The sequence below is a fragment of the Pelagibacterium nitratireducens genome (genome assembly GCF_037044555.1).
GTDB classification, from domain to species: Bacteria; Pseudomonadota; Alphaproteobacteria; order Rhizobiales; family Devosiaceae; genus Pelagibacterium; species Pelagibacterium nitratireducens.
Genome location: NZ_CP146275.1, coordinates 2,549,477 through 2,563,218, shown reverse-complemented (window position 1 = coordinate 2,563,218; position 13,742 = coordinate 2,549,477). Strand labels below are relative to the sequence as shown.

Sequence of the window (13,742 nt, the reverse complement as noted above, 5' to 3'; positions counted from 1 at the left end):
ATGGCTCAAACCCAAGCCCTTCCCGCCATACCGTTCTCCCGGCTTTTGGAAAGCCGCGTCTGGCGCCGATTCTCCAAGAGCAAGAGTGCGGTTTTTGGTCTGGTGGTGGTAGCCATCGTGGTCCTGGTCGCGATCTTTGCGCCGCTTCTGGCGCCCTATGATCCGGCAGCCCAGAGCTGGACGGCCGTTCGTCAGGCCCCGTCTGCACAATTTTGGCTGGGGACCGACGAGAGCGGCCGGGATATCTTTTCGCGCCTGGTTTTCGGGGCAAGGGCATCACTGATGGCGGGCGTGATTTCGGTGAGTATCGCCATCGCACTGGGTGTGCCGCTTGGTTTGGCAGCAGGCTTTGTGGGTGGGTTCGTGGACGGACTGATCAGCCGGTTCACCGATGCCATGCTTGCGTGCCCCTTTCTCATACTGGCGATTGCGTTTGCCGCCTTTCTGGGACCGAGCCTCACCAACGCCATGTTAGCGATCGGCATCACGGCCACCCCACTGTTCATCAGGCTTACACGCGGGCAGGTTCTGTCTCTGCGCTCGGAGGAATATGTCGAGGCTGCCCGTTCTGTTGGGAACCCAGGCTGGCGCGTGGCCCTGCGGCACGTGCTGCCCAACATCCTGCCGCAGCTCCTCGTACAAACGACGATCACGATCGCAACGGCAATCATCGCCGAAGCAAGCATGTCATTTCTCGGCCTGGGGCAGCAGCCGCCGGCACCATCCTGGGGCTCCATGCTCAACAGCGCGCAGCGCTTTCTTTCAAACGCGCCATGGATGGCTCTTTGGCCCGGCATGATCATTTTTATCACCGTGCTGTCCTTCAACCTGCTCGGCGACGGCCTCCGTGACGCTCTCGATCCTCGATCGAAATCATAGAAAATTTTCCTGAAATCGAGACATCCACATGAATTTCGAACTCGACGTGCCCACGATCCTTGCGCTGGTCGCAGGACTGCTGGCCACGGGCTGTTTCGGCGGCATTCTTGCCGGACTTTTGGGCGTTGGCGGTGGCATCGTGGTGGTGCCGGCGCTGTTCTGGGTCCTGACCATTCTCGATTTCCCTCCCGACATCTCCAGTCACCTGGCGGTGGCGACGTCTCTGGCCACCATCATTCCAACATCGATCTCCTCCATGCGCGCGCATGCCAGGCGCGGTACGATAGATGTGTCTCTGCTCAAGCTGTGGGGCCCTGCGATCGTTCTGGGCGCACTGATCGGTGGCCTGCTTTCCAAGGTCATACCGGGTGACGGTCTTCGGCTGGTCTTCGGCAGTGTCGCGATTGTCGTTGCCATCAACATGGCCATTCCCAAGACGCTCGTGATTGCCCAGTCGCTGCCAGGATCCAAACTTGCCAACCGCACGATTGCGGTGGTTATCGGCTTGATTTCTTCACTGATGGGGATCGGTGGCGGGACGTTGACTGTTCCAACACTGAGCGCATTTTCCTTCGCCGTGCACAGAGCCGTCGGCACGGCAGCGGCCATGGGCCTTTTGATTGCCGTGCCCGGTGTTCTGGGCTTTGTCTGGAGCGGTTGGGATGTTGCCGGCCGGCCGCCATTGAGCTTGGGCTATGTCAATTTAGCCGCAGTGATGATCATTGCTCCGGTGAGCTATTTGATGGCACCCTTTGGGGTCAGACTGGCACACGCCCTCAATCCAAGCATGCTCAAGATTGCATTTGCGGTGTTCCTGTTCATCACGGCCCTGCGGATGCTGACCGCTTGAGCGACCTGCGATGCCGTGATGCGGAGGCGAGAGGGTAGGGGTAAAATGATTTGCTAGGGTGATGGCGGAGCCCGAAGGCTCCGTTTGAGCGTCACCAGGATTTGTATTCGAGATACTTTCCGGAAATCTTGAGCTCGATGCGGTCGCCCTTGGGGTTGGGCACCTTTTCCACGCTCATCTCGAAATCGATGGCGCTCATTATGCCGTTGCCGGCCTTCTCGTTGATCAATTCCTTGATCGTGTCGCCATAGACGCCGACGATCTCATATAGCCGGTAGATTGCCGGATCGGTCGGCACAGACTGGCTGAAAACCTTGGTCGGATACTCGGCCAGCACCACGGCGGCCTCCTGTGGAAGCCCCAGATTGCGGGCGAGGATATCGGCTTTTTCGCGCGGGAAGGCATTCATGCCCAGGCACGCGGAGGTCGTAAACACATCCGACATGCCGATCCCTTCGGCAATTTCCCCCCAGGTGATCCCCGTGGCGCGCTTCTTTTCGAGGATCATGTCGGTAACATCAGCCTTGTTCATCGGTTTGTTCCTTTTTCTTGGCTGTTGAAATGGTCAGGCATTGGCAACCAGCCGGGGTCTGCCGGCGGGGCGGTCGCTGTCGTCGGCGGGGTCGGGCGATCCTTCGCGCGCCGGGTTGACCGTGCGTGGCCGGGCCATGGCGTCCGCACTTCCCTCGCCAAGAGCGATCTGCGCCGAACGGGTGGAGAGGAAATCGACCAGATGGTTGCGGATCTTGTAGTAGGCGGGATCATGGATGATTTCGGCGCGGCGCCGCGGCCGCTCGATGTCCACGACGACGCTTTCGGCAACCTGCGCTTTTGGGCCATTGCTCATCAAAAGGATGCGGTCGGCCAGAAGGATCGCCTCGTCCACGTCATGGGTGATCATGAACACGGTCTGGTTGGTGCCCTGCCAGATGCGGATCAACTCGTCCTGGATCGTGCCGCGGGTCAGGGCATCGAGCGCCCCGAAGGGCTCGTCGAGCAAGAGCAGTTTGGGCTCGATCGCAAAGGCGCGGGCAATCGAAACGCGCTGGCGCATGCCGCCCGAAAGCTGGGCCGGCTTTCTGTGTTCGGCACCATCCTTGAGGCCGACCATGTCGAGAAATGTCTTGGCATGGTCATAAACCCGCGCCCGGCTCCATTTGGGATTGCGCGCCTTGACCCCGAAGGCGACGTTTTTGATGGCGCTCATCCAGGGCAGGAGCGAATAGTTCTGGAAGACGATGCCGCGATCAAGACTCGGTCCGGAGACCTCCTTGCCATCCATGGTCACCGCGCCCTCGGTCGGCTCGTCCAGCCCTGCGAGAACATTCAGGATCGTCGATTTTCCGCACCCTGAATGGCCGATGATGCAGACGAATTCGCCCTTGTCGATATCGAAGTTGACGTTCTCGAAGACGGTAAGGTCTTCGCCTTTTGGATTGGGGAAACGCTTGGCCAATCCGTCGATTTCGAGAAATGGTTTGTCCATGCCGCTCTCCTATTCCTGATAGCGCACGGCGCGCTGAAGCTGACCGAAGGCGGCGTCGAGCAGCATGCCGACGACGCCGATGGTCAGGATCGAGAAAATCACTGAGGTGAGATCGAGGTTGTTCCACTCGTTCCACACATAATACCCGATGCCGGTTCCCCCCACGAGCATCTCGGCGGCCACGATCACCAGCCAGGCAATGCCGATCGAAATCCGCATGCCTGTTACGATGGTGGGCGCCGCCGCGGGGAGGATGACCTGGAACGCGGTGCGCAAGGGCCCGAGCTCGTGAGTGCGGGCCACATTGACCCAGTCCTTGCGCACCCCGGCCACTCCAAAGGCCGTATTGATCAGCATCGGCCAGATCGAGCAGATAAAGATCACGAAGATGGCCGAGGCCTGGCTGTCACGAATGAGAAACAGGGCCAGCGGCATCCAGGCCAGCGGGGAAATGGGCCGCAGGACCTGGATGTAAGGATCGAGCGCCTTGTGCATGAGCGGGCTCATCCCGATCAGAAACCCGACGGGCAGGGCAATCAGTGCGGCGAGAAAATAGCCGGCGAGAACGCGAAACAGCGAATAGCCGATCTGGATGCCGATGCCCTTGTCGTTGGGCCCTGCGTCATAGAACGGATTGGAGAGCTCCTCGACGGCCTTGGCGATGATTTCCGATGGCGCGGGAATGCCGGCTTTGGGCGCGCCGCCACCCATCAGCATTTCATATTCGGTCATCTCGCCAACAGCGGTGGCCCGGGGCGTGGCAATCTCCCAGACCCCCAGCCACACGATCAGTATGGCCACCGACACCAGCATCGCCTTGATATTGAGCGATAGCGTCATGGAATTAGCTCCGCTTGATGGCAAAGCTGTCGACATAGGCTTCCGGTTCGGCCGGATCGAAGGTCTTGCCCATGATGACATGCGATTTGTAGGTCTCTTCGGGCGGGGTCAGGCCCAGATCGCGCATCACAGCCGCGCAGTCGGAGGCGAGATAGACCTGCTCGGCGACGGTGCGATAGTCGACATCGCCCTCGATATAGCCCCAGCGCTTCATCTGGGTGAGAATCCACACGCCCATCGAGTGCCAGGGGAAGGGGTCGAAATCGATGCGGTCGGGCACGTCCTGGACGGAGCCCAATCCGTCGGCATAGCGCCCGGTGAGAACCTGCTGGATGACTTCGACCGGCTGGTTGAGATAATTGGTCGGCGCGATGGCCTCGGAAATTTCCACCCGGTTTTCCGATGCGCTTGCGTACTGTGTGGCATCGACAATGGCGCGCAACAGATTGCCATAGGTGTTGGGCATGGTCTGGGCGAACTCGGCTGAGCACGCGAACGCGCAGCACGGATGACCTTCCCAGATGTCCTTGGTGAGCTTGTGGATGAACCCGGCGTTCTCCCAGACGGCGCGCTGGTTGAACGGGTCGGGGGAGAGGTAGCCGTCCAGATTGCCCGCCGAGAGGTTGGCAACCATTTCGGGGGGCGGGACCACGCGGATCTGGATGTCGCGATCGGGGTCCAGGCCGTGTTCGGCCACATAGTAGCGCAGCAGGAAGTTGTGCATGGAATATTCAAACGGTACCCCGAAGGTCATGCCCTTCCAGACCGAGGGATCGTCGTTCTTGTCCTTGTGGTCGTTGCGCAGGACGATGGCCTGGCCGTTGATGTTTTCAACCGCCGGCATCAGGAACGGCGCGGCCGTCGACCCCGCACCCAGGGTGATCGCCAGCGGCATGGGCGTGAGCATGTGCGAGGCGTCGTATTCACCAGAAAGCGACATGTCGCGAGCGATCGCCCAGCTTGAGGTCTTCACCACCTCGACGTTGAGGCCATAGCGTTCGTAAAAGCCCATGGGCTCGGCCATGATGATCGGCGTTGCGCAGGTAATGGGTACAAAGCCGACCCGCAGGTCGGTTTTCTCGGGCGTTCCGATCTCATCGAGAATTGCCGCCTTGACCTTGTCGATGGGCAGCACCGAAGCGAACGCGGCTGCCAGGGTCGACGCGCCGAGCATGGAGGCAAAGCTGCGCCGGGAAATATCGCGATGCCCGAAAGTGGAGCGCACGATGGCGCTCTCGATCACCCGCTCCATCATCGCGTCGCTGGACATGTCTTCGCGTGCGGTGGTCGATGCGCCGCTCTTGCAGTCGGCGCATCCACAGCCCTTGGTGTGCCTAAGATCGGTCTTGCCGTCGAACGGGTTGCCCAAGCTTTTGATCGTCATGCCATTCCCCTGTGGTTGCTGACTTTTGCCGTTGCCGGGTTCATTGCAATCGGTGTGCCATACCGCCAGACCGCCCCGGTTCCGGGGTTTTTGGCTTGCAGGACATCCAGGGGAGTGTTACGAAAAATCGTATTTTACGGCGCTTCGTAATCGCATTACGATATTTCGTGCTCTATTTTAGCGCAAAGGGGTGTGTTGTGACGGAGATGCTCGAGGCTCTTATTTCGGGCAAGCCCGATCCCATTCTGGTCGTGGACCCGATGCGCGACAGGCTGCTCTTTGCCAATCCGGCGGCACGCGCCTTGTTCGGTGCCCGGCTCGATCGGCCGGGTGAGGGGGCGATGCGATCACTTTACGGCGCCTGTATCCCTCAATTGCATGTCGCCACCGAGGCTGCGCTCGAGCATGGCTGCCACTATGCCAGCGACCTGCTGCCTGACGGCAGCGAAACAGCAGAGGCCATCGAGCATCAGCTGGTGGCCATCGAGACTGCCGATGGTCCGTTGGTGATGATCACCATCGCCTCTCTTGAACAGCGCCGTCGCCGTACCATCCATCAGGAAGCAAACGATTATCATCGCCAGGGGCTGGAGGAATGGCGCCGGGCCGAGCGGTTCTTCCGTGAGATCGAACGGGAAAACCAGCTCATCCTTGCGGCGGCCGGCGAGGGCATTTTCGGGGTCAATGCCGATGGGGTCACCACCTTCGTCAATCCGGCGGCCCAGAAGATGCTGGGCTGGGCGGCGGAGGATCTTGTCGGCATGAACATGCACGACATGGTTCACTACAAACACCCGGACGGCTCGCACTATCACGCGTCCGACTGTCCCATCTACGGCGCCTTCCGAAACGGCACTGTCAACACGGTCGAAGACGAGTGCTTCTGGCGCAAGGACGGCACGTCGCTGCGCGTCGAATACACCTCCACGCCGATAGAGGACAATGGGGCCCTGGTCGGGGCGGTGATCGTCTTTCGCGATATCTCCCAGCGCAAGGAAAACGAAGCAAAACTGCGCGAGGCCATGGCCGAGAATGCACGCCTGCGCGAACGTCTGGAGATGGAGAATGCCTATCTGCAGGAAGAAATCCTGTCTCAGGCAAATCACTACGACATCATCGGCTCGACTGCGCCGATCCGCAGGATTTTAAAGCAGATCGACCTCGTCGCCCCGACCGAGGCCAATGTGCTCATCACCGGCGAAAGCGGGACCGGCAAGGAACTGGTGGCGCGCGCAATCCATCAGGCGTCGCGGCGCTCGGACAGACCGCTGATCCGCGTCAACTGCGCGGCCATTCCGCGCGAGCTGTTCGAAAGCGAGTTTTTCGGCCATGCCAGGGGCGCCTTTACGGGCGCGCTTCGCGACCGGATCGGGCGCTTCGAACTGGCTGACGGGGGCACGATATTTCTCGACGAGGTTGGAGAAATTCCGCTCGATCTGCAATCGAAACTGTTGCGCGTCTTGCAGGACCGCCGCTTCGAGAGGCTGGGCGAGGAGGCAACCCGCGAAGTCGATGTCCGCGTCATCGCAGCCACCAACCGGGATCTGGAGCGCGAGGTTTCAAAGGGCGAATTTCGCGAGGACCTTTATTTCCGGCTCAACGTCTTTCCCATCGAATGCGTGCCATTGCGTGAGCGCAAGGACGACATTCCCGTGCTCGCCGACCATTTCCTCAAAATCGCCTGCGCCCGGCTCAATATCTCCTTGCCCATGCTCACCCGCGCCAATATCGCCGATCTCATGGCCTATAGCTGGCCCGGCAATGCCCGTGAGCTGCAAAACCTCATCGAGCGCGCCGCGATCCTTGCGCGGAACGGACGCCTGCAATTTGCCTTGAGTGACAGGCCGCCCTTGCCCGAGAGAAACATGCCAACCCTGCAGCCCGATGCCGGTCATACGGGTATCCTCACCCGGGATCAGTTCATGGTGCTCGAACGCGACAACATCCGCCGGGCACTCAAAGCGGCCCAGGGACGTGTCGCAGGTAAGAGCGGCGCCGCCGAACTGCTCGGCGTGAAGCCAACAACGCTCTATTCCAGAATCAAGGCGCTCGGCCTGTAGCCGGCAACCGTTGCATGGCTTTGCGTGTATTCAGGCGACCATCCATGGCCAATTGGCCCGAGGTTTCCGAGGGGAAGGGGAGTTTCCATGGTCGTGTTTTCAGCCGTAAACAGCTCACTTGCGCGCCCGACAAATATGTGTTTAGCTATTTTGCATACGAATGCAAAACCTGCATGCATACGTATGCGAGACGACTTTCTGCCGAAGGCGCAAAAGGGTGGGACCTTGCCGGAAGCAAAAAAGTCGGTGCCTTGAGTGGGTAGGCATACGCAGGGACATAAAGGAAGGGACCAATGAAAACTCTCAAGCAACTCGTGCCGGCCGCCCTTGGCGCCACCGCGCTTTTTACGCTGATGTCGACCGCCGCCTTTGCCGATTGCGGCATCGAGTCGGGCTCTGTCCGCATCCTCTCCAACGATTTTGAAGCGCTGCGCATCATAGCTGCCGCCGCAGAGGAATGCGCATCGGACACGGTCACCATCACAAAGAACCAGACGACCGAACATAAAAACATTCAGGTGCCCGCGCTCTCGATCGATCCGGCCGAATACACAGTGGCCGTGATCGCCAACAATTCGCTCGTGCCGCTGCTCAATGACGGTCTTGTGCGTCCGCTCGATGATCTTGTCGCACAATACGGTCAGGATCTCGCGCCAAACCAGTTGATACGGGTTGACGGGCAGATCATGGCGATCGCGTTCATGGGCAACTCGCTCCACACCTATTATCGCCAGGATATTCTCGAAGAAGCCGGCATCGAGCCGCCGACCTCCTATGAGGAGATGATCGAAGCTGCCGAAACACTGCGCTCCCAAGGGATCATGGAGAACCCGCTTGGCGCGGCCAACATGGCCGGCTGGTATCTGGGCAATGAATTTGTCGACATGTATCTCGGCTATGGCGGAGAGTTTTTTGAACCCGGTTCGGCAGAGCCGGCTGTCAACAATGAACAGGGCATCGCCGCTCTCGATATGATGAAGGCGCTCACTGAATACATGACGTCCGAATACATGACGCTCAACTCCAACGAGCTCAAGGCCCTCTATGATGGCGGCCAGATCGCCATGATGAACCAGTGGGGCTCCATGGCCGGCGGCATCCTCGGCGGCCCCGACGAGGAGGTCACGTCCAACACCGTTCTGGCCGCGGCCCCTACGGTCGGTGGAAACGATATTCCCGCCGTCGCCCTGTGGTGGGATGGCTTTGCCATTGCCAAGAACATTTCCGATGAGGATGCCGCTGCCTCCTTCCAGGCGATGCTGTACGGAGCAAGCCCTGAGGTGGCAGCTGCCAATCCCACTGCCGCGACATGGCTGGCCGCCGGCGTTGAGCCGGGCGAAACCGCGGTGGGGGTGATGGCCACCGCCAATGCGGGTGCCCGGGCCTATCCGATGGCACCCTATATGGAGTTGATGCACACCGCGCTCGGTGCCGAACTTGCCCAGTTCATGCAGGGCGAGGAAGGTGCGGAACAGGCTCTGGCGGACGTCGAGGCTGCCTATCGCTCCGCCGCGCAGGAAGCGGGTTTCCTTTAATCCCGCATAAGCCCTAAAATCGAGGAAGCGCCCCGAAAAGCGCTTCCTCCCCGGTCCCGCAGCGTTGATGGAGGGGTGACCCGTGCCGCACAGGACTTTTATTGCCTTTATCCTGCCCTCGCTGATCGCGATGATTCTGTTCATCGTGGTGCCGATCGGCTCGGTTATCGTGCAGGCGGTTTATGCCCAGCACGAACAGGTGCTCGTCGAGGTCGAAAATTGCGGCCCGTTCGGGTGCACAACCGAGTTGCGCGTGGATGCCCAGGCGACAGCCGAACTCAACGAGAATGAGCCCCTGGGGCGGTTCGTGGGTTTGCAGAATTTCACCAATCGCAGCCACCTTGCCTTCGATCAGCTTGGTCAGATACTGTCCAGCAGCAACGGTCTCGGCGATTTCCTTGGCCAGCTCTACAATCTGCCCTTTTACAAGGCGCTCGCCTTTACGCTCACCTATACCTTCATCGTTACCCCGATCGCCATCGTTCTGGGGTTCTTCATCGCCCTGGCCATCAACGCCATTCCTGCACTGCTCAAGGGACCGGTGATCTTCTTTTCGCTCCTGCCCATGATCGTCACCCCGCTCGTGGGCTCGATCATCCTGTTTTGGATGATCAACTCCCAAGGGGTGATCGGGGCGACCTTGCAGGCCATCTTCAACGATCCCGATCTTTCGCTGCGGGCCTCTCCGGCCCTGACCTGGGTGACGCTGATCGTTTATGGCGTCTGGAGCACCGCACCGTTCTCGTTTGTGGTCTTTTACGCCGGGTTGCAGACGGTTCCGGCCGATACGCTCGAGTCGGCAATGATCGATGGTGCCAACCGCTGGGAGCGGGTGCGTTTCGTGATCATCCCGCATCTGATCCCGCTCGCGACCTTCGTTGCGCTCGTGCAGTTGATGGACAATTTCCGGGTCTTCGAGCCCATCGTCGGCTTCTCCTCGGAGGCCAACGCCACCTCGCTGAGCTGGCTGGTATTTAACGATCTGCGCGGGCAGGGCGCCCAGCTTTTCGGGTCTGCCGCGGCCACTTCCATCCTCACCATCATCGGTGTGGTTATCCTTCTCACCCCGGTGCTGATCCGCACCTGGCGCGACTTCAAGCACAAGGCGTAAGGGACCAACCGAAATGACACCGACAAGCCAGCCGCACAAGCGCCCCGCAACCCTGGCCATTCTGTCCACGACGTTCGTGATCGTGTGGCTGGTGGTCGCCGCTTTTCCCTTCCTGTGGACGGCCTGGGGATCGCTCAAGGTCGAAGCCGACTTCTTCTCCCGCCAGAGTTGGTGGAACGCGATCATGGGCACCTGGACCCAGATCCAGACCGGCTCGGCGTTCACCACCGACGGTTATTTCGGCGCCTGGATCACCCGAGGCTTCGGTCAGGCGGTGGTCAATACCGCAATCGTGACGGTCTCGGTTACCGCCATCTCGCTGACGCTGGGCACACTTGGGGGCTATGCGCTGGCCCGCTCGGGCTACAAATATACCTTCTGGATCCTGATCGCGGCGCTGGTTTTTCGCGCCATGCCCCACATCACACTGGTTTCGGGCTATCTGCTGCCGTTCTTTGAGCTCAATATCTGGGGTGTTCTTCCCACCTCGATCATCGTGCTCGTGGCGATCAACCAGCCATTTACCCTCTGGATGCTGCATTCGTTCTTTCTTTCGATCCCCAAAGATCTCGACGAAAGCGCTATGGTCGATGGCTGCACCCGGTTTCAGGCGTTTCGACTGGTGGTCATTCCTGTCATGTGGCCGGGCGTGATCACAACGGGTCTGTTCAGCTTCCTTCTGGCCTATAACGACTTTGCGGTGACGGCCATGCTGCTCAACCAGAACAACCAGACAATGGTCCCCAAGATCGCCAGCTTCCTCGGTTCGATCCAGGACGAGGGCACCATCATGTTCGCGGTGGCCGCCGTGGTTTCGGCAACGGCTCCCCTGTTCCTGCTCGTTCTTTTCTTCCAACGCCAGATCGTCAGCGGCCTGACCGCCGGCGCGGTAAAAGGTTAGGGTCCAGACATGGCTCAAATCCGCCTCAAAAATCTTTCCAAGCGCTGGGACAGCTTTGTCGGCGTCGACAATTTCAACCTCGATATCGCCGATCAGGAATTCCTGGTGCTTCTCGGCCCCTCGGGCTGTGGCAAGACCACGACCATGCGCATGATCGCCGGGCTGGAAACGGTCACCGAGGGCGAAATCTGGCTTGGCGACAAGATGGTCAACAGGCTCGAGCCCAAGGATCGTGATATCTCAATGGTGTTCCAGAGCTATGGGCTCTATCCCAACATGAGCGTTTACGAGAACATCCGCTTTCCCTTGAGGGTGCGAAAGGTGCCGCGCGACCAGCACGACGAGCGGGTGATGCGTGCCGCCGAAATGGTGGAACTGACCGATTTTCTCGACCGGCGCCCCGCGGCCCTTTCGGGCGGCCAGCGCCAGCGTGTAGCCCTCGCCCGCGCCATCGTGCGTGAACCCAACGCGTTTTTGATGGACGAGCCGCTGTCCAATCTCGATGCCAAGCTGCGTGTTTCGACCCGCGCCCAGATCAAGAACCTGCACCACACGCTCAAAACCACCACCATCTATGTTACCCACGACCAGATCGAAGCCATGACGCTGGCCGATCGCGTTGTGGTCATGAACAAGGGTGTCGTCCAGCAGGTGGGCACGCCCACCGAAATCTACGACAACCCCGCCAACACCTTCGTTGCCGGCTTTATCGGTTCTCCGGCCATGAATCTGGTGCCGGGGGAAATATCGCAAGGCACCTTCACCGCGAAAAACATCAAGGTGGCCGGGTTCGATCCCGAGCTTTCGGGCAAGGTGACGCTGGGCTTCCGCGCCGAGGACGCCGCCATGAACGAGGGGGAGGGGGAGATCACCGCCCCCATCTATTCCATCGAACTTTTGGGGGACGCGACCATGATATCGATGCGGGTCGCCGGTGAACTGGTTTCGGTCAAGACGGCCAAGGATTTCCGCGCCGAGATCGGCGATAGCGTGTCGGCAACGATTCCGACGGAGATATGCCATCTGTTCGATTCCGAAACCGGTGCCCGGATCACCGCGCGAGGGGCTCTTACCCGGACCGCGTCGTGAGTGAAAAACCCGCCGGAGCTCCGCTGGAGGTCGAAGCCTTTGCCAGGTCTCTCGCCGCCGCGGGGATCGAAGCCGGTTCCGATAACCGCGAGGCGAGCTATCAGACCGCGCTTTGGCTGGCAGAAGGCATCGGCCTGCTCGAACGCTACGAGGCCGACGGGAAAGCGCCGAACAGCAAGACATCGCCATGAATCCCGCCGACTTCGACATCGAAACCGCAGGCGCCCGTCTGCGCGCCGGACAATTGAGCGCTCAGGACCTGATCGAAGCGCATCTGGCGCGGATTGACGCCCGTGATGGGGCCATCAACGCGTTTGTTGCACGCAACGACGCGGCAGTCCGCGCTGCCGCCCGCAAAGCCGATGCCGATTTCGCGTCGGGCGTGGATCACGGCCCTCTGCACGGCATTCCGGTGGCGATCAAGGATATGGTCGATACCGCCGACTTCCCTACCCGATATGGTTCCGCACTTTACGCCGATCATACGCCGGAGGCCGACGCCACCTGTGTGGAGAATCTCAAGAAGGCAGGTGCGATCATCCTGGGTAAGGTCGCCACCTACGAATTTGCAACGGTTGGCCCGAGTTTCGACACCCCATTTCCTCCCGCGCGCAATCCCTGGAATCTCGAGCGGATAACAGGTGGCTCATCTTCAGGCAGTGCGGCGGCGGTGGCGGCAGGTCTGGTGCGGATCGCCATCGGCACCGACACCGGCGGCTCGGTGCGCAGCCCGGCCTCATATTGCGGCATCGTCGGGCTCAAGCCCACCTTCGGGCTTGTCGCCGAACGGGGTGTCTTTCCTCTGTCTTCCAGCCTCGATCATGTCGGCATTCTTGCAGCCAGCGCAGCCGAAGCGGGCCTGGCAATGGCCGCGCTCGACCACAGCAGCCAACCTGATACGAGGCACGAAACAAACCTTGCGGACCTGACCATCGGCTATGCGCGGGACTGGTTCGCCTCCGACCCGCAGACAGATTCGGGCGTGCTGGGCGCCATCGATGCCGCAGCCTCGCTTCTATCGATGCTCGGGGCCAGAGTCGTCGAAGTCGAAATGCCGCCCTATGGCGTGTTTGAAGCGGCCGGTGCCGCTATTCTTCATGCCCAAGCGTTTGCCCTGCACCGAGAGCGGCTCGCACGCCAGTCCGAAAAGTTCGGCACGAAAGCCTTTCGCACCCTGATTGCCGGAGCCAGTTTGGACAAGGACGATCTTGCGGTTGCCACCCGCGCCGCATCGCGCCTCAAACGGGCCCTCAACGATGAGGTTTTCGCCCGCTGCGATGCACTGATCGCGCCGACCACGCTTACGCCCGCACCGGCACTTGCGGCCTTCAGGGGCGATTCGGCCGTGTGGACCCCGATGCGCACCATTGCCTTCAATGTCACCGGTCACCCCGCCATCAGCATTCCTTCAGGTTTTGTGGACGGTCTGCCCATCGGTCTGCAGATTGCGGGGCCGGCGTATTCCGAGGCGCTTTTATGCCGGATCGGCGCGGCTTTCGAGCGCGCCAGCGATTTTTCCGCCCAGCAGCCACCGCATGCGGCGGACACCGTGTGAGGGAAAATCGAGATCGCGGCTTTACATATTTGCATACGTATGCAAAAATTGT

General features: G+C 60.4%; 13 protein-coding genes. 9 read left to right on the top strand and 4 right to left on the bottom strand.

Annotation, left to right across the window (positions count from 1 at the left end; translation table 11 throughout):
- Both V6617_RS12650 and V6617_RS12645 read left to right on the top strand, forming a co-directional pair.
- Window positions 1–879, top strand: a complete 879-nt coding sequence (locus tag V6617_RS12650; RefSeq protein ID WP_338607315.1) for an ABC transporter permease — start codon at window positions 1–3, stop codon at window positions 877–879.
- Between the two features lie 28 nt (window positions 880–907).
- The gene (locus tag V6617_RS12645; RefSeq protein ID WP_338607314.1) at window positions 908–1,729 is read left to right on the top strand and encodes a sulfite exporter TauE/SafE family protein; all 822 of its coding nucleotides are present in this window, start codon (window positions 908–910) and stop codon (window positions 1,727–1,729) included.
- Window positions 1,730–1,820: 91 nt separating this feature from the next.
- Here the strand turns inward: V6617_RS12645 and cynS are convergent, their stop codons facing one another.
- The 4 genes from cynS to V6617_RS12625 are packed head-to-tail and all read right to left on the bottom strand — an operon-like array spanning window position 1,821 to window position 5,433.
- Window positions 1,821–2,261 carry a cyanase gene (gene cynS, locus V6617_RS12640; protein WP_338607313.1) on the bottom strand — a complete coding sequence of 147 codons (441 nt, stop codon included), beginning with the start codon at window positions 2,259–2,261 and terminating at the stop codon, window positions 1,821–1,823.
- Window positions 2,262–2,294: 33 nt separating this feature from the next.
- Complete coding sequence (locus V6617_RS12635) at window positions 2,295–3,215, bottom strand: ABC transporter ATP-binding protein (protein WP_338607312.1); 921 nt, start codon at window positions 3,213–3,215, stop codon at window positions 2,295–2,297.
- 9 nt (window positions 3,216–3,224) lie between these two features.
- Window positions 3,225–4,055 (bottom strand): nitrate ABC transporter permease, encoded by an 831-nt coding sequence (ntrB, locus tag V6617_RS12630; protein ID WP_338607311.1) that lies wholly within the window; start codon window positions 4,053–4,055, stop codon window positions 3,225–3,227.
- Between the two features lie 4 nt (window positions 4,056–4,059).
- A complete protein-coding gene (locus tag V6617_RS12625) occupies window positions 4,060–5,433 on the bottom strand; it encodes a CmpA/NrtA family ABC transporter substrate-binding protein (protein ID WP_422394831.1) in 1,374 nt (457 codons plus the stop codon).
- A gap of 212 nt (window positions 5,434–5,645) precedes the next feature.
- Here V6617_RS12625 and V6617_RS12620 point away from each other — a divergent pair, with 212 nt between their 5' ends.
- The 7 genes from V6617_RS12620 to V6617_RS12590 all read left to right on the top strand — a co-directional run bounded on the left by V6617_RS12620 (window position 5,646) and on the right by V6617_RS12590 (window position 13,690).
- The gene (locus tag V6617_RS12620; RefSeq protein ID WP_338610716.1) at window positions 5,646–7,499 is read left to right on the top strand and encodes a sigma 54-interacting transcriptional regulator; all 1,854 of its coding nucleotides are present in this window, start codon (window positions 5,646–5,648) and stop codon (window positions 7,497–7,499) included.
- Window positions 7,500–7,792: 293 nt separating this feature from the next.
- Window positions 7,793–9,034 (top strand): ABC transporter substrate-binding protein, encoded by a 1,242-nt coding sequence (locus V6617_RS12615; RefSeq protein ID WP_338607310.1) that lies wholly within the window; start codon window positions 7,793–7,795, stop codon window positions 9,032–9,034.
- Between the two features lie 82 nt (window positions 9,035–9,116).
- Window positions 9,117–10,145, top strand: coding sequence for a sugar ABC transporter permease (locus V6617_RS12610; RefSeq protein WP_338607309.1), 1,029 nt, complete (start codon window positions 9,117–9,119; stop codon window positions 10,143–10,145).
- 13 nt (window positions 10,146–10,158) lie between these two features.
- Entirely contained in the window at window positions 10,159–11,046 is an 888-nt protein-coding gene (locus V6617_RS12605; protein WP_338607308.1) for a carbohydrate ABC transporter permease, read from the top strand.
- Window positions 11,047–11,055: 9 nt separating this feature from the next.
- The gene (locus V6617_RS12600; RefSeq protein WP_338607307.1) at window positions 11,056–12,135 is read left to right on the top strand and encodes a sn-glycerol-3-phosphate ABC transporter ATP-binding protein UgpC; all 1,080 of its coding nucleotides are present in this window, start codon (window positions 11,056–11,058) and stop codon (window positions 12,133–12,135) included.
- Window positions 12,132–12,326, top strand: a complete 195-nt coding sequence (locus tag V6617_RS12595; RefSeq protein WP_338607306.1) for a hypothetical protein — start codon at window positions 12,132–12,134, stop codon at window positions 12,324–12,326. The genes V6617_RS12600 and V6617_RS12595 overlap by 4 nt, the downstream gene beginning before the upstream one ends.
- Window positions 12,323–13,690 carry an amidase gene (locus V6617_RS12590; RefSeq protein WP_338607305.1) on the top strand — a complete coding sequence of 456 codons (1,368 nt, stop codon included), beginning with the start codon at window positions 12,323–12,325 and terminating at the stop codon, window positions 13,688–13,690. The genes V6617_RS12595 and V6617_RS12590 overlap by 4 nt, the downstream gene beginning before the upstream one ends.
- Window positions 13,691–13,742 lie beyond the last annotated feature (52 nt).